This is a genomic window from Mycolicibacterium lacusdiani (genome assembly GCF_021916785.1).
Classification (GTDB): Bacteria; Actinomycetota; Actinomycetes; order Mycobacteriales; family Mycobacteriaceae; genus Mycobacterium; species Mycobacterium lacusdiani.
This window is the reverse complement of sequence record NZ_JAKCFC010000003.1, coordinates 437,432-453,078: the sequence shown is the minus strand read 5'-3', so window position 1 is coordinate 453,078 and position 15,647 is coordinate 437,432. Positions and strand designations below refer to the sequence as shown.

Annotated in this window: 11 protein-coding genes and 1 tRNA gene; 5 read left to right on the top strand and 7 right to left on the bottom strand. The window is 68.1% G+C overall.

Translation table 11 applies throughout. From position 1 onward, the window contains the following. Window positions 1–28: 28 nt before the first annotated feature. The 3 genes from LOK44_RS11790 to menJ form a co-directional block, all read right to left on the bottom strand. The gene (locus tag LOK44_RS11790) at window positions 29–988 is read right to left on the bottom strand and encodes an alpha/beta hydrolase (RefSeq protein ID WP_237570153.1); all 960 of its coding nucleotides are present in this window, start codon (window positions 986–988) and stop codon (window positions 29–31) included. A 201-nt stretch (window positions 989–1,189) separates the two neighbouring features. Further along, on the bottom strand, window positions 1,190–3,937 hold the full coding sequence (locus LOK44_RS11785; protein ID WP_237570152.1) for an AAA family ATPase: 2,748 nt from the start codon (window positions 3,935–3,937) through the stop codon (window positions 1,190–1,192). 117 nt (window positions 3,938–4,054) lie between these two features. Next, a complete protein-coding gene (gene menJ, locus LOK44_RS11780) occupies window positions 4,055–5,257 on the bottom strand; it encodes a menaquinone reductase MenJ (RefSeq protein ID WP_504928326.1) in 1,203 nt (400 codons plus the stop codon). A gap of 147 nt (window positions 5,258–5,404) precedes the next feature. On the opposite strand from menJ, the gene grcC1 reads away from it, so the two are divergent. From grcC1 to LOK44_RS11760, 4 genes are all read left to right on the top strand, one after another. Continuing rightward, window positions 5,405–6,412 carry a nonaprenyl/(2E,6E)-farnesyl/geranylgeranyl diphosphat synthase gene (grcC1, locus tag LOK44_RS11775; protein WP_237570151.1) on the top strand — a complete coding sequence of 336 codons (1,008 nt, stop codon included), beginning with the start codon at window positions 5,405–5,407 and terminating at the stop codon, window positions 6,410–6,412. Between the two features lie 97 nt (window positions 6,413–6,509). Beyond that, on the top strand, window positions 6,510–7,388 hold the full coding sequence (gene htpX / locus LOK44_RS11770) for a zinc metalloprotease HtpX (protein ID WP_237570150.1): 879 nt from the start codon (window positions 6,510–6,512) through the stop codon (window positions 7,386–7,388). 172 nt (window positions 7,389–7,560) lie between these two features. Beyond that, complete coding sequence (locus LOK44_RS11765; protein ID WP_237570149.1) at window positions 7,561–8,100, top strand: hypothetical protein; 540 nt, start codon at window positions 7,561–7,563, stop codon at window positions 8,098–8,100. A 22-nt stretch (window positions 8,101–8,122) separates the two neighbouring features. Continuing rightward, on the top strand, window positions 8,123–9,868 hold the full coding sequence (locus tag LOK44_RS11760) for a hydroxysqualene dehydroxylase (RefSeq protein WP_237570148.1): 1,746 nt from the start codon (window positions 8,123–8,125) through the stop codon (window positions 9,866–9,868). A gap of 13 nt (window positions 9,869–9,881) precedes the next feature. Here LOK44_RS11760 and LOK44_RS11755 read toward each other — a convergent pair whose 3' ends face one another. The 4 genes from LOK44_RS11755 to LOK44_RS11740 form a co-directional block, all read right to left on the bottom strand. Then, window positions 9,882–10,835, bottom strand: coding sequence for a DUF5995 family protein (locus tag LOK44_RS11755; protein ID WP_237570147.1), 954 nt, complete (start codon window positions 10,833–10,835; stop codon window positions 9,882–9,884). A gap of 12 nt (window positions 10,836–10,847) precedes the next feature. Beyond that, window positions 10,848–13,640 (bottom strand): LuxR C-terminal-related transcriptional regulator, encoded by a 2,793-nt coding sequence (locus LOK44_RS11750; protein ID WP_237570146.1) that lies wholly within the window; start codon window positions 13,638–13,640, stop codon window positions 10,848–10,850. A gap of 65 nt (window positions 13,641–13,705) precedes the next feature. Beyond that, complete coding sequence (locus LOK44_RS11745; RefSeq protein ID WP_237570145.1) at window positions 13,706–14,731, bottom strand: NAD(P)H-dependent glycerol-3-phosphate dehydrogenase; 1,026 nt, start codon at window positions 14,729–14,731, stop codon at window positions 13,706–13,708. Between the two features lie 112 nt (window positions 14,732–14,843). Then, entirely contained in the window at window positions 14,844–15,335 is a 492-nt protein-coding gene (locus tag LOK44_RS11740) for a YajQ family cyclic di-GMP-binding protein (RefSeq protein WP_237570144.1), read from the bottom strand. A gap of 99 nt (window positions 15,336–15,434) precedes the next feature. Here LOK44_RS11740 and LOK44_RS11735 point away from each other — a divergent pair. Further along, window positions 15,435–15,517 (top strand) — tRNA-Tyr (locus LOK44_RS11735). Window positions 15,518–15,647 lie beyond the last annotated feature (130 nt).

The window sequence follows — 15,647 nt, the reverse complement described above, 5'->3', positions numbered from 1 at the left end:
TCGCAGCACCCGGCATCAGGTTTGGTACTTAGGCCCCCAGCGTGCGCTGGATGTCCGGCTTCATGGCGTTCAATTGCGAACCCCAGTAGCCCCAGCCGTGGGTGCCGTTGGGCGGGAAGTTGAACGTGCCGTTGCTTCCGCCGTCAGCGGTGTACGCCTGCTGGAAGGCCCGGTTGCTGTCTTGGGTAATGTTCTCCAGCAGCTGGCCGGCGATGTCGCCGCCGCCGCCGAGGTCACCCGGTCGGCCGTTGCCGGTGTACACCCAGATGCGGGTGCCGTTGGCCACGAGTCGACCGGCCTGCAGCGTCGGGTCGTTGCGCTGCCATGCCGGGCCGCCGCCGGGTCCCCACATCGCCGAGGCGTCGAAGCCGCCCGCATCGCGCATCGCGAATCCGACCAGCGTGGGCCAGAGTCCCTGCGACAGGTTGAGGAAGCCCGAGAGCGAGCCCGCGTAGCTGAACTGACCGGGGTGGTACGCGGCCAGGATCAGCGCTGCGCTGCCCGACATCGACAGACCGACGACGGCGTTTCCGCTGGGCGAGATGCCCTTGTTCGCCGCGAGGTACGACGGCAGCTCGGAGGTGAGGAACGTCTCCCACTGGTAGGTCTGCGTGGTGCCGTTGCCGACGGCCGGGTTCTGCCAGTTGGTGTAGAAGCTCGACATTCCGCCGACGGGCATGACGACCGACAGACCGGACTCGAAGTAGTTCTCGAACGCCGCGGTCTCGATGTCCCAGCCGCTGTTGTCGTCGCGCGCACGCAGCCCGTCGAGCAGGTAGACGGCCTTGGGGCCGCCGCCCTGGAACCTGACGGGGATGTCGCGGCCCATCGCGGCCGAGGGCACCATCAGCGTCTCGACCGGGAGGCCGGGCCGCGAGTAGGCCGAAGCGGTGGCTGCGCCGCCTGCCAGGGCGACGAGCCCGGGCAGCAGCAGTGCCACCAGCGTGACGGCGGAGAGCCGTCGCATCCAACTGTGTAGGGATTTCATGAGGTGGTGTACATCCTTCTCGTTGCAACTGGCGTCGAACGCCTGGTCTCTTCGATGAATCGACAGCCGGCTCGGGCCTACTCGGGCCATCGTGGGCAGCCGGTGAGCGCAGCTGCTTAGCGCGTCACCAGGTTTCTCGCACGGGCCGTGGTTCCCGTTACTTCGTTGGCCATTCCTTACGGTTACGTCACATCGACGCGGTCAGCGAGGTGGGCGGCCGATTCGCTGAGCGAGCTGCGCACGCGACCGGATCCCGAGCTTTCGGTAGATCTGCGTGAGGTTCGCCTCGACGGTCTTGAGACTGATCGATAGGGCTTGGGCCAGGTCCCGGTTGCTCATGCCGTTGACGGCGAGTTCGGCGACCCGCTGCTCGGACGGGCTCAGGACGTTCGCAGGGCCGGAGTTCGCGCCGTTGGCCAACGCAGCCCGCGTGCGCTCTGCCCACGCCGCGGCACCCATCCGTTCGAACTCGCGCAGCGCTTCGGTCAGCGTGTCCCTGGCTGCGCTGGACTGCCGCTGGCGGCGTTGGAGTCGGCCCAGCACGAGCTGGGTCCGGGCCCGTTCGAACGGCATGGGCAGGGCGTCGTGGTGCGCCATGGCCTCGTGCGCGGACCGCACGGCGCTGGGCAGGTCACGGTGCGCCGCGAACCACATGGCGCGGCAGCGTGCGCCGGTGGCCAGGAGTCGCTGCCGGTCCGGTCGGCGGCCGTTCGCCTCGAGCGCCTCGACGAGCGGGAGCGCATCGTCCGCGCGGCCCACGGCGATCAGCGCTTCCACTGCGTCGGGAACGAACCACATGCTCACCACGTCGCCGTCACGGGCGAGGTCGGCGGCGCCGTCGATCAACCGGCGCGCGGCGGTGAGCGCAGCCTCGTAGTCGGCCACCGACACCTCGGCCGCCGCCATCGCCAACGTGGGCCACGAGGCCAGATGCGGTGCGCCGGCCCGCTGCGCCAGGGTGACCGCCTCGCGAGCGGCACTGCGCGCCAGGTCGATCCGGCCGGTGTGGGCGGCGACGGTCGCGCGCAAGGTGAGCGCGATGATCCAGATCAGGTTGCCGCCCGCCATCTCGGCGCGCGCCATGGTGTCGTCGGAGAGTTGCTGCGCCTTGGCGAGGTCACCGCGCCAGATCTCGATCAGGGTCGCGTGGCCCGTCATCGCCATCAGGTCGTTCTCGGCGCCGCGTTCCGTACAGCGCAAACGCAGGTCATCGGCTGCCGCCGCAGCTCGTGCCAGGTTGCCGATCCAACCTTGGACGAACACGTCGACCGCGCTGGCACGCAGCCCGAACAGGGCGTCGGAGTCGCGGTCTTCGAGTTCGAGCGCACGGCGCAGCGCGGCGTGGTCGACGCCGCGGCCGAGGTGGAAGTCGATCGTGACGCGCATCGCGAGCGCCTGGCTGGTCAGCGACGGATCGTCGACGCGGTCGGCCAGGCGCAGCGCCTCGGCAATGGAGTCAAGTGCCTCGGCTGCGCCGCCGCCGTGGAACTGGGTGAAGGCGCGCAGCGTCAGGCTCGCCATCGCGGTGGCCGCGTCGGCATCGCCTTCGGCTACCGCCCGTGCGGCGAGCCGGGCGGCCTCGGCGAAGGAGTCGTCGTAGACGCAGACCCGGGCCAGCTGGATGAGCGCCCGGGCGCGCAGTGGGCCAGTCGGGAGTTGGTCGACCAGGCCGGCGAGCAGGTCCCGGGCCCGGTGGGCGTCGCCCGCGCGGAAGTGGTGATCGGCTGCGCGCATCCGGCGGTGTGGGTCCGTGCCGTCGAGGGTGACGGCGAGGTCCAGCAGTTCGGCTGCCGCTGCGGGCGCACCCCGGCTACGGGCCCGTGCGGCCGCATCGTCGAGGGCGCCGAGCGTGGCGGGGTCGGGTGCGGTGGCGGCCAGTGCCAGGTGACGGGCGCGTGGTTCGGGGTGGTCGACGATCCGCGACAGGGTGGCGTGCATGGCGCGCCTGTGCTGCGGACTGCCGAGGTCGTAGGCGCCGCGCGCCAGCAGGGGATGGGTGAATCGGACGCGGTTGCCGTCGATCACGACGATGCCCTCGGTCTCGGCCGCCTCGAGCAGGTCGACCACCTGGTGCGGGCTGCGGTCGGTGGCTCGGGCCAGCAGGTCGACCGTCGGCGTTCCGGCCGCCGCGGCCGCGAACAGCATGTGCTGACTTTCCTGGTCGAGGCGGCCGAGACGGTCGCCGACGAGTTCGGCCAGCGACGCTGGCAGCGCGACGTCGTCGGGAAGCGGCCGATCACCCATCGCTCGGGCCAATTCGAGTGCATAGAACGGATTGCCGCCGGACAGTTCGGCAATGCGGGTCATCGCCGTGCGGGAGAAGGTTCGGCCGAGGTTCGCGGTCAGGACCGCCCGCAGTCCGGTCGTCTCGAGTGGGCTCATCCGGATCCGCTGCACTCCGAGCAGGCTGGCGACCCGAAGCCAGTCGGCGCCTCGGCCGGCGGTGGTGTCCGTGCGTTCGGCGACCAAGATGCCGATCCGGCCCCGGAGCCGACGTACGGCGAACGCGACCACGGCACGGGACGAGGGGTCGAGCCACTGCGCGTCGTCGATCGCGACGAGCACGGGCGACGACGGCGTCAGCTGGTCGGCAATCGAGAGGAATGCGGACGCGACGACCCTCTCGTCGGTCGGGGGGTCGTCCCGACGGTCGTCGACGCGGTGGCCGACCCGGTCCAGCGCAATGCGCTGAACGGCGGGCAGGGATTCGAACAGACCGGGTTCGACCCCCGCGAGCAGATCGGCGACGGCCGCATAGGCACCGCCCGCCTGATCGGCGCGCGCGCCGAACACCCGGAACCCGCGCTCCGATGCCATCCTCGTCGCCGCCCGCCACAGCGTCGTCTTCCCGATACCCGGTTCGCCCTCGATCACCAGCACCGACGGGTGGGTCTCGGCGGACCTCAGAAACTCGGCGACGGCTTGCGACTCGGCCGGTCGCTCCACCACCCGATTCGGATAGCCGACTTTTAGCTCGTTCAAACGCGCGACTTCGTTGGAAACCACGTTCAACAGCGCGTATTTCGTTGGGCCGCGTCGCGAAGGCACTTCACGTCATTTGCTCGATCAACTGAATGGCGGTCGGTTGTCGAGTCGGGCCGAACCACTGCCCGCACGTCGCCACAACTTGGCGATCCAGTCGTCGTCCTCGTCGGTGACGAGATTGCCCATCACCCGCACTGCGACGCCCATGAGGAACGTCGACCGCATCGCGAACGGCCCCGCTGACGGCAGGAACCGGGGGATCGTCAGCAGCAGCGCCAGCCGGCGGGCGACCGAGAAGCCCTGGGCGTAGTGCCGCCGCAGTTCGGCGGGCCAGGCGTCGGTGAAGTCTCCCGACCCGAGCATCTCGGCGGCCAGCCGCCCGGTCTCCAGGCCGTAGTCGATGCCCTCGCCGTTGAGCGGGTTCACGCATGCCGCGGCGTCGCCGATCAGCACCCAGTTGGGGCCGGCGACACCCGAGACGGCGCCGCCCATCGGCAGCAGCGCGGAGAGGCCGGCCCGCGGTTCACCCTCGAAGCCCCACTCGTCGCGGCGTTGCTGCGTGTAGTACGACATCAGCGGCCGGAGTGCGGCATCGGCCGGACGCTTGGTGGTCGCGAGCGCGCCGACGCCGATGTTCACCTCGCCGTTGCCGAGCGGGAAGATCCAGCCGTAACCGGGCAGGACGTCGCCCGCGGGGGAGCGCAGCTCCAAGTGCGAGGTGATCCACGGCTCGCTTGCGCGCGGCGTCGCGATGTACCCGCGGATCGCCACGCCGTAGACGGTCTCCTGGTGCCAGGCGCGACCGAGCTTGCGGCCCAACGTCGAGCGGGCACCATCGGCGACGATCAACTCCGCGCACCCGATCTCGTCGCCCGAGTCGAGGATCACCGACGTGACGCGGCCCGTCGAATCATGCCTGACGTCAACGGCTTTGGTGCTCAGGAGCATCTTGGCGCCGTCGTCTGCGGCGACCGACCGAATGCGGTCGTCGAGTTCGGTTCGGGGCACCGCACTGCTGGTCGGCGGAAACGAGGGGCCCGGCCACTCGATCTCGACGTCGGCGCCGAAGCCCGCCATCCGCAGGCCACGGTGGGTGACCCTGCCGTCGAGCCACTCGCCGAGGCCGAGCAACTTCAGTTCGGCAACCGCCCGCGGGGTGAGCCCGTCGCCGCACGCCTTGTCGCGGGGGAATTCCGCGGAGTCGATCACGAGGACGTCGCGACCGCCGCGCGCCGCCCAGGCAGCGGCAGCCGAACCGGCGGGCCCGGCCCCGATCACGACCACGTCATGCCGAATCACACCCCGGGTCGCTTCGCTCCTGCCCGCCGCAATCACACCCCGGGTCGCTTCGCTCCTGCCCGCCGCAATCACACCCCGGGTCGCTTCGCTCCTGCCCGCCGTAGCCGCCACACTCCCCAGTATGTTGGACCCATGAAGACACCGGCGACCGTGGTCGCGGGCGTGGACTTCGGCGATGCTGATTTCGCCGCGCGTGTGCGCGACGGGGTGGCGCGCGTCGAAGATCTGATGGCCACCGAGCTGGGCAAGTCCGACGAGCTGATGGCCGAGGCCGTTCAGCACCTGTTCAAGGCGGGCGGCAAGCGGTTCCGTCCGCTGTTCACCGTCCTGTCGGCGCAACTCGGTCCGGAACCGGACGCGTGGCAGGTGACCGTTGCCGGTGCGGTGATCGAGCTGGTGCACCTCGCGACGCTCTATCACGACGACGTCATGGACGAGGCCCAGGTGCGCCGCGGCGCCGACAGCGCCAATGCGCGGTGGGGCAACAACATCGCGATCCTGGCCGGTGACTACCTGTTCGCGACGGCGTCGCGGCTGGTGTCGCGGCTCGGCCCGGAGGCGGTGCGGATCATTGCCGACACCTTCGCCGAGCTGGTGACCGGCCAGATGCGCGAGACCCGGGGCGTGCCCGAGAACACCGACTCCGTCGAGCACTACCTCAAGGTGGTGTACGAGAAGACCGCATGTCTGATCGCGGCGTCCGGCCGGTTTGGCGCGACGTTCTCCGGCGCCGACGACGAGCAGATCGAACGGTTGTCGCGCATCGGCGGCATCGTCGGCACCGCGTTCCAGATCTCCGACGACGTCATCGACATCGACAGCGATCCCGACGAATCCGGCAAGGTGCCAGGGACCGACCTGCGAGAGGGCGTGCACACGCTGCCCGTGCTCTACGCGCTGCGTGAGACCGGTCCGGACGCCGAGCGGCTGCGGACGCTGCTCTCTGGTCCGGTGGAGGACGACGCGGACCTGGCCGAGGCGCTCGCGCTGTTGCGTTCGTCACGCGGCATCGTCGAGGCCAAGGCGACCGTGGCGCAGTACGCCGCCGACGCTCGCAGCGAGCTGGCCAAATTGCCTGCCGGCCCCGGCCGGGACGCGTTGGCGGGTCTGGTCGAGTACACCGTCAACCGGCACGGCTGACGGTTAGGAACCGCGACACGCCCTCAGGCGTTTGATCATCGGAAGACTTCGAGTTCTACGTTCTTCGAGTTCAACGTTCAAGGAGGTTGGCCCGCCGATGACCTGGCATCCGCACGCGAACCGATTCAAGACCTTTCTGCTGCTGGTCGGCTTCTCAGGTCTGATCGTGTTCGTCGGAGCCCTGTTCGGCAGGAACGTGATGTTCCTGGCCGTGCTGTTTGCCGTCGGCATGAACGCCTACGTCTACTTCAACAGCGACAAGATGGCGCTCAAGGCGATGCACGCCCAGCCCGTCACCGAGCTGCAGGCGCCTGCGATGTACCGGATCGTGCGCGAGCTGGCGAACGCCGCGCATCAGCCGATGCCGCGGCTGTACATCAGCGACACCGATGCGCCCAACGCGTTCGCGACGGGGCGCAACCCGCGCAACGCCGCGGTGTGCTGCACGACCGGCATCCTGCGGATCCTCGACGAGCGTGAGCTGCGCGCGGTGCTCGGCCACGAGCTGTCGCACGTCTACAACCGCGACATCCTGATCTCGTGCGTGGCGGGCGCGATGGCCTCGGTGATCACCGCGCTGGCCAACCTCGCGTTCTTCGCGAGCATGTTCGGCGGGAACCGCGACGGTGGCACCAATCCCTTTGCGATCCTGCTGGTTTCGCTGCTCGGCCCGATCGCGGCGACCGTGATCCGGCTGGCGGTCTCGCGGCAGCGGGAGTACCAGGCCGACCAGTCCGGCGCCGAGCTGACCGGCGACCCGCTGGCCCTGGCCAACGCACTGCGCAAGATCAGCCGCGGCGTCGAGGCGGCCCCGTTGCCGCCCGAGCCGCAACTGGCCGACCAGGCGCACCTGATGATCGCCAACCCGTTCCGCTCGGGCGAGAAGATCGGCAAGCTCTTCGCCACCCACCCGCCAATGGCCGACCGCATCGCCCGCCTCGAGCAGATGGCCGGCCGCCCCCCGGGTTACTACTGATCTCCCGACCTCCCGCGAGCGTGCGTGTCTGCGGCCGACACGCCGCGTCAGAACCCGAGTTCGCGCACGCTCGCCGGCTAACGAACCGAGGCCCGTCGCCGATGATCTTGGTGTGACGACCCCTTCCCGAGGTAACCGAGCGCCCATCCAACGCCTGCTCTACTCTGATCGCGTGCTGAGCAGAACACTGATCGGCCTGGTTGCTGCGGGGGCAGCAGCGTTGGGCATGTCCACCGTGGCAAACGCCGAGCCGCAACCGGCGCCGCCACCCCCACCGCCCAACGTCAACGTGCTGACGCCAGTGAAGCCCTCGGAGTTCGCGGCGATGGACGGCAGCTTCTACTCGTTCCGGGTCGCCGACGGCGTCACGTGCGTGCTGAACCGGACCACCGGCGGCTACGGCTGCAGCGGCGCACTGCCCGCGGCTCCAAATGCGGCCAACGTCGTCAGCGGCGGACAGATCGGTGCGCCGGGCTTCTCGAACGCCGCGGCGCCGATCTACGACGGTCTCGCCGCCGACGCCAAGCCGATGCCCGCAGGCTCGCGCATCAGCTTCCGCAACGTGACGTGCGGCTTCGACGGCGTGGTCACGACGTGCCAGAACAACTTCGATCAGGCCGGCTTCGTGCTGAGCCCGGCGGGCAGCTTCATCCTCAACGCGACAAACCCGCTGCTGGATCGCCCCGAGGGAACGAACCCCTACTTCAACTAGGGCTGACGCCTACCATCGTGCGATGGCATCCGTTGCGGTGCTTGGGGGTGGAATCGGGGGGCTCAGTGCTGCCCATGAACTCGCCAAGCGTGGATTCGACGTCACCGTCTACGAAGCGCGCAAGGAGTTGGGCGGCAAGGCACGGTCGATGCCAGTCCCCAACACCGGTATGGACGGCAGAGCGGACCTGCCCGGTGAACACGGGTTTCGGTTCTTCCCGGGTTTCTACCGACATCTCGATGCGACGATGGAAGAGATTCCGTACGCCAGCGGCTGCGTGAAGGACAACCTGACCCAAGCCACCGAGATGTTGCTGGCCCAATCGCACGGTTCGTCGAATGAGATCCTCGCGCCGCTGAAGTTCCCGTCGAGCCCCGGCGACGTCGTGAAGATGATCAGGTTCTTCCGGATGATTGCGTTCGACCTGGCGATCCCGCTCGCGGAGTACGCAGCCTTCGTCGAACGTGTTCTCGCGTTCCTCACCTCGTGCGACGAGCGTCGACTCGCAGAATTCGAGCGACAGAGCTGGTGGGACTTCCTCGACGCCGACCACCGATCCGCACAGTTCCAGAAGTTTCTGGCCAAGGGCATGACGCGGTCGCTCGTCGCGGCGCGCGCCGAGGAGATGTCGGCCCGAACGGGCGCAGCGATTCTGACGCAGCTGGTGCAGGACCAGGCACAGGTCGATGGGAAGGTCGATCGAGTGCTCGACGGCCCGACGAGCGAGGTGTGGATCGACCCCTGGGTGCGGTACTTAGCGACGCCGCCGGCGGAGCAGCCATGGCGGGCCGCGGTGACGTTCCGATGCGGACACCCCGTCACCGCGATCCAATGCGACGGCAGAGACATCACCGGTGTCACCGTCGAGGGCATCCCGGGGACGGTGACCGCGGACTACTACGTCGCTGCGGTGCCGGTGGAGAAACTGGTTCGCCTGCTCACCACGCAGCTCCGCGCAGCCGAGCCCCGTCTCGGATACCTGCACCGGCTCACCACGCGGTGGATGACGGGCGCCATGTACTACTTCGACGTGCCGCTGACCGCCTTCCCTCCCGGGCATGCCATCTACATCGACTCGGAATGGGCACTGACGTCGATCGCCCAGGGCCAGTTCTGGCGCGACTTCCCACTCGCGGACCGGGGCGACGGACGGGTGCGCGACGTGCTGTCGGTGGACATCTCGGACTGGGACACCTGCAGTAAGCGACTCGGCAAGCCTGCCCGCCAGTGCACCGAAGAGGAGATCCTCGACGAGGTGTGGGAGCAACTGCTCGATCACCTCGACCACGGTGAACTCGAGGAGAAGCACCTGCTGTCGCGTTTCCTCGATCCCGCAATCGATTTCCGCGACCCGGGCAAGCTCGCCAACGACGAGCCGCTGCTGATCAACACGAAGCGCTCATGGCGATACCGGCCTGATGCGACGACTCGAATTCCCAACTTCTTCCTGGCATCCGACTTCGTCCGGGGGAACACCGATCTCGCAACCATGGAGGGCGCCAACGAGGCCGCCCGCAACGCGGTCAACGGCATCCTCGCCAAGGAGGGGCGTCCCGCGACGGATCGTTGCCCGACGTTCCGGCTCGTGGAGCCCGCGTTGCTTCGACCGCTTCGATACGTCGACGAGGTGCTGTGGCGCTCGGGCCGCAGAAGGCCCAAGAGGCCGGCGTTCGCCACCGACGCGTCCGGAAGGGTGGAGGGCACGAACCCGTTGTCGTGGTTCGTGGCAAGGGGTCTGCGTGCGGTCGACGCGGTGCTGCCCGGCTGAGGCACCGGCGTCGTTAGCGCATCAGGGCCTGCACGAACACGGGGTCGGCTGGCACCGGGGTCTGGGCTGCATCGTCGAACCGCCGGACGTTGCGCGCGATGTCGCGACTCTCCGACCGGGCGATGCATCGCACGACGGACGGCATCGGCCCGATCGTGGGATTGAGGAAGAAGACGCTCATGACACTGGCCCAGGCGTCTTGAATGTCCGCGAGATCCCTATGCTGGTCGGGTTTCTCGACGAGAAGCCCCGCCCACGCCCACGCGAGATCGCGGAACTTGACGATCCACTCCGCCACGATCGAGTCGACCGCCACCCTGGACAGCAGCCAGCCGAGCACGGGCGATAGTTCTGTGAGCGCAGCCAGAACGGGTTTCACCTGGCTGGCCAGGATGACGTTCACGTAGTCGAAGTCGTGTTCGAGGTCGGGCAGGGCGTTCCCGCCAACCCGAGCGGCGGCAATGCCCAGGTCGTGCATGATGTGCGCACAAATTCCGGTGAGCAGGTGCTGCACGATGATGGGCTCGTCGTAGGAGACGCCGTCGAATGCCCACTGCCACACCTTGGTTGGCCGCTGGTAGGGCTCCGGATGGAAGTACGCGTTGAGCGCGTCGAAGTAGCGCCCGACGAAGATCAACGTGAGTTCGCGCATCCGGTCGGCGTCGTCGAATTCGCCGCCCTCGATCGCCAGCTCCACCGCAATGGCGATCCGCTTCTGCATGGTCGCGAAATACCCAATGCCGTTCGGGATCTCGATCGACCAGTCGACGATGTCGTCGACCTGACGGATGACCGATTGGACGTCGGTCGGCCTACTGAGCCAAGGCAGCGGGCGGTCTGCAGGGGGATTGGCGAACACCGGTCCCAGGGCCTGCGGCAACGGTTGGTCCGGTACCCGAGCATCGGCATTCTCCGCCCGCTTCGCCTTGGTCTTCTTCTTCGACTTCTTTGACTTCTTCGACGACATGGCACATCCGTTTCAGTTGGCGGCGTCGACGTGCGGCGCAGGGGGCATGCGACGCGCGAGTTCGACGCGCGACCGGACGCCGAACTTCCGGTAGATCCGGGTGAGGTTGTGTTCTACGGTCTTCGTTCCGATGAACAGTGCTGCTGCGATGTCGCGGTTGGACATTCCGGCTGCGGCCAGCTCGGCGACGCGCTGCTCCGACGGCGTGAGTTCGTTGGCACGAGCGGGATGCACCTTGGTGCGAGCGAGTTCGACCCGCACCTGGTTGGCCCATAGTGGCGCGCCGATGCGCTCGAATTCGTTCAGCGCGCGGGTCAGTGTCATTGCTGCCGCGTCTTTTTGCCGGCGCCGTCGTTGTAGCTTTCCCAGGAGGAGTTCCGTGCGCGCCCGCTCGAAGGGCATCGCGAGGCGTTCGTGCTCTGCCATGGCGTCGTGCGCGACGGCGATCGCACTCTCGACGTCACCTCTGGCGGCCAGAAGCATCGCGCGGCACCGCGCTCCAGCGGCGATGTTCCATGACCGGCCGAGCCGGGCGCCGTTGTTCTCGAGCGTCTCGATCAACGGAGCGGCTTCGTCGAAGCGGTCGAGCCCGATCATGGCTTCCGCCGCATTCGGTACGTACCAGTGGCTCATGATCTCGCAGCCGGGTACGTAGTCGAACCGGTCGAGCATCGGTCGCAGGGTGTCCAGCGCGTCGGCGTACTTGCCTTGCGATACCTCTAGGAAGGCCAGTGACATGAGCGGCCACTCGGCAGTCCGCGGCGCGTCACAGATACTGGCGGCGGCGAGTGCAGCTTGGGCGTCGGCCCTGGCCTCGCGCGCGTGTCCCGCGTGAGCGTGCACTGCCGACCGGATCGAGAGGGCGATGACGTCGACGTGCCCGCTGCCGAGCTGCTGAGCTCGCTCGACGGACTCGTCGGCGAAGCGCTGCGCCTCGAGGTAGTTCCCCGCCCACATCTCGATGAGGGCGCTGTACCCGGATACGCCCATGAGGTTGCGGTCTGCGCCACGTTCGATGCAGCGATCACGCAGGTCCAGCATCTTGGCCCGAGCCACGTCCAGACCTCCGGTGAACGCGTACATCAATGCCTCGATTGCACTGGCGTTGAACGGGATCGGGACGTCGGTGTCGGCACTCTCGAGGTGTACCGCGCGGGTGATGGCATCGAAGTCGGCGCCGTGGCCGAAGCTGAACTTGGCATGCACCCACAAACTGGTCGCCTGGGCGACGAGTTCCGGTATGCCGGCCTCGGTGGCGACCGTGACAGCCTGTTGCGCACTGTTCAGCGACTCGGTCAGCATGCCCTGCGGTGGGGTGCCGCTCGCGAACGACCCCATGACCTGGGTGAAGGACGAATTCATCAGGGTGGTCACGAGGAGCGGTGGTACATCGCGTGAATCTTCGACGGCTTGGGCGAGCAGATCGTTCGCCTGCTTGAAGTTGTTCTCGTACATGCGGATTGCCGCCATCAGGTTCAGGGCGATGGCGCGCAGCATGCCCGGGCGCAGAATGTCGAGGATGGGGGCGAGAAGGCCCTCGGCGTGGTCGGTGTTTCCGGCCTGGAAGTGGTCGCCCGCTGCCCGTACTCGCCGCGACGGCTTGTCGCCACCGAGACCGATGGCGAGGTCGAGGAGTTCGGCTGCGGCTGCGGGCGCGCCGCGGGATCGTGCGGCGTCGGCGGCGGCGTCGAGTGCGGCCAGCGTGGTCTCGTCGAAGCTCGCGGTCGCCAGGGCGAGGTGACGGGCACTGACTTCGGGCGCTGCCTCGATCTCCGCCAGTGCACGGTGCATGGTTCGGCGCGCGGCGGCGGATGCGTCGGTGTAGACGCCGCGAGCCAGCAGGGGGTGGGTGAATGCCACCCGGTTGCCGTTGATGGTGATGATTCCGTCGGTTTCCACGTCCGCGAGGAGGTCGACGACCGTGTCAGGGGAGGCGCCTACGACTCGAGCCAGCAGGTCCACCGTCGGGTGGGTGACACTTGCGACCGCGAGGAGCAGTCGACGCACGTCGCCGTCGATGCGCCCAAGGCGTAGTCGTACCAGCTCGGCGAGTGTCTCGGGTAGATCCGGTTCGGGGTGCAGCGGCTGACCCTCCATCGCCCGGGCCAATTCCAATGCGTAGAAGGGGTTGCCACAGGCGAGCCGAGTGATGCGAATCAGCACCGGTCGCGACAGCGGGCGGCCAACTCTCGTCGTGAGGATGGACTCCAGGTCGCCGGGGGCAAGCGGAGTCAACCGAGTGCTGTCGACGTCATCGCTGAGTCCGCCCACTCTCAGCCAAGTTCGGGCTCTACCCCTGTCCGGATCGCACCGCTCGCTGATGAGGATCCCGATTCGCCCGCGGGCCCGCCGTGCGGCGTAGGCGACGACGACTCGGCTCGACGGATCGAGCCACTGCACGTCGTCGATGGCCATCAGCACGGGTGCACGCCTAACGAGATCGTTGAGCACCGAGGCCAGTGCCGCGCCGACGACGCGGTGGTCCGTCAGATGACCGTGGCCGTCGGCCCGCAGCAGCACCCGATCCACCGCGAGTCGCTGCACTGGCGGCAGGGAATCGATGACGTCCGACGGGACGTCGCGGAGTAGATCACCGACCGCGGCATACGCCATGACCGTCTCGGCCTCGCCGACGCGTGCCGTGATCACGGTGAAGCCGCGGTCGTAGGCCTCGTCGACGGCGGACGACCACACCATGGTCTTGCCGATGCCGGCGTCGCCCTCGATGACGAGTGCAGCTGGGCCGGTCGCTGCAGCCGTCAGCAACGCCGAGATCTTCGTGCGCTCCGCCGTGCGCCCCCTCATCGACCCCCCGGTCATGACCTAGGTCATCTCGTGGGTTCGGCGACGGTGGCGGTGGATGGATACAACTAGAACCCCGAGCCGTGTACTTCGTGGCCGGGCTTTTCGACCATGAGGCCGCGGTAGGCCTCTTCGACCGTCGAGCCGTGATTGACCACGCCGTCGACCTCGCGCGCGATCGGCATGGGAATGCCGTACTTCTCGGCGAACTCCATGACGACGCTGGCGGCCTTGACGCCTTCGGCCACCTGGTTCATCGCGGAGATGATCTCCTCGATCGACTTGCCCTGTCCGAGCTGCTCGCCGACGTGCCGGTTGCGGCTGCGCTGGCTGGTGCAGGTGACGATCAGATCGCCGATGCCGGCCAGGCCCGCGAAGGTGTCCCGGTGCCCGCCCATGGCTTCACCGAGCTTCGACATCTCCCGGACCGCGCGGGCCATCACCATGGCGCGGGTGTTCTCCCCGATGCCCAGCGAGTAACCCATGCCCACGGCGATGGCGTAGACGTTCTTCAGCGCCCCCGCGATCTCGACGCCCACCACGTCGTCAGTGGTATAGGTGCGAAATCGCTTGGTGCGGAACAGCTGTCCCAGATTCGCCGCCATGTGCTGATCCGGCATCGCCAGCACCGCCGCGGCGGCGTAGCCGTCGGCGACCTCACGCGCGATGTTGGGGCCCGCCAGGATGCCCGCCGGGTGGCCGGGTAGCACCTCGTCGACGACCTGGCTCATGCGCAGATTCGTCCCCTGCTCGAGGCCCTTCACCAGCGACACCACGGGGACCCACGGCCGCAGCTCCTTGGCGAGCTCCTCGAGGACGCCGCGGAACCCGTGCGACGGCACGCCCATCACGACGACGTCGGCACAGTTCGCGGCTTCGCTGAAGTCCGTGGTGGCCCGCAGCGTGTCGGCCAGCTCGACCTCGTCGCCGAGGTACTTCGCGTTGCGGTGCCGCTCGTTGATGTCGGCGGCCGTCTCCTCCGAACGCACCCACTGCAGCGTCGGTCCGCGTCGCGCACAGATGGATGCCACGGTGGTACCCCAGGAGCCGCCGCCGAGCACGACGACGTTGGGTTCGCGATGATCGGATGCCATGCCGATCAGGGTATGGCGGGGCCGCGTCCGCGAGGTCGCTTTTCCCGCCGAACGTCGATTACCGCAACGGTCGAGCGCGCGAACCGTGGCTCAACCCGACATTCGTCGGCGCTTAGCGGTAGTTCACGAACTGCAGCGCGACCTCGAGGTCGGCGCCGCGCAGCAGCGCCTGGACGGCCTGCAGGTCGTCGCGCTTCTTCGAGCTGACGCGGATCTCCTCGCCCTGGATCTGCGCCTTGACGCCCTTGGGGCCCTCGTCGCGGATGAGCTTGGTGATCTTCTTGGCGTTCTCGCTGTCGATGCCCTGCTTGATGCTGCCGATGACCTTGTAGGTCTTGCCCGACGGCTGCGGGTCACCGGCGTCGAACGCCTTCATGGAGATGTCGCGCCGGATCAGCTTCTCCTTGAACACGTCGACGGCGGCCTTGACGCGCTCCTCGGTCGACGAGGTGAGGATGATGCCTTCCTCGCCCTGCCATTCGATGGTGGTGTCGGTGCCGCGGAAGTCGAACCGGGTGGACAACTCCTTGGCCGCCTGGTTGAGCGCGTTGTCGACCTCCTGACGATCTGCCTTGCTGACGACGTCGAAGCTTGAATCCGCCATGGGAGTCCTCCTCACGAGGGTGGGTGCGTTTTCGTCTTGGGACCATCCTCGTTGTACCCTGCTAGTCGCACCAAACCCGGGTCGGGTGGCGTGCATACCGGCAGGTTGCCCGAGCGGCCAATGGGAGCGGACTGTAAATCCGTCGGCTAACGCCTACACAGGTTCGAATCCTGTACCTGCCACGCAGATCAGGCCCCCTTTCGAGGGGGCCTGATTGCGTTCCCGAACTCAGCGGCGTCCCACCTCAGCGTCCTCACAGGACGGTCTCCGTAGCGTGGGCCGTAGGCGAGGTGGCCCACCCCTCGGGCGCCG

Bases quoted from the DNA above. Each gene is read 5' to 3' on its own strand.
- LOK44_RS11790 (WP_237570153.1), bottom strand. From the start codon at position 988: ATGAAATCCCTACACAGTTGGATGCGACGGCTCTCCGCCGTCACGCTG.
- grcC1 (WP_237570151.1), top strand. From the start codon at position 5,405: ATGAAGACACCGGCGACCGTGGTCGCGGGCGTGGACTTCGGCGATGCT.
- htpX (WP_237570150.1), top strand. From the start codon at position 6,510: ATGACCTGGCATCCGCACGCGAACCGATTCAAGACCTTTCTGCTGCTG.
- LOK44_RS11760 (WP_237570148.1), top strand. From the start codon at position 8,123: ATGGCATCCGTTGCGGTGCTTGGGGGTGGAATCGGGGGGCTCAGTGCT.
- LOK44_RS11755 (WP_237570147.1), bottom strand. From the start codon at position 10,835: ATGTCGTCGAAGAAGTCAAAGAAGTCGAAGAAGAAGACCAAGGCGAAG.
- LOK44_RS11750 (WP_237570146.1), bottom strand. From the start codon at position 13,640: ATGAGGGGGCGCACGGCGGAGCGCACGAAGATCTCGGCGTTGCTGACG.
- LOK44_RS11745 (WP_237570145.1), bottom strand. From the start codon at position 14,731: ATGGCATCCGATCATCGCGAACCCAACGTCGTCGTGCTCGGCGGCGGC.
- LOK44_RS11740 (WP_237570144.1), bottom strand. From the start codon at position 15,335: ATGGCGGATTCAAGCTTCGACGTCGTCAGCAAGGCAGATCGTCAGGAG.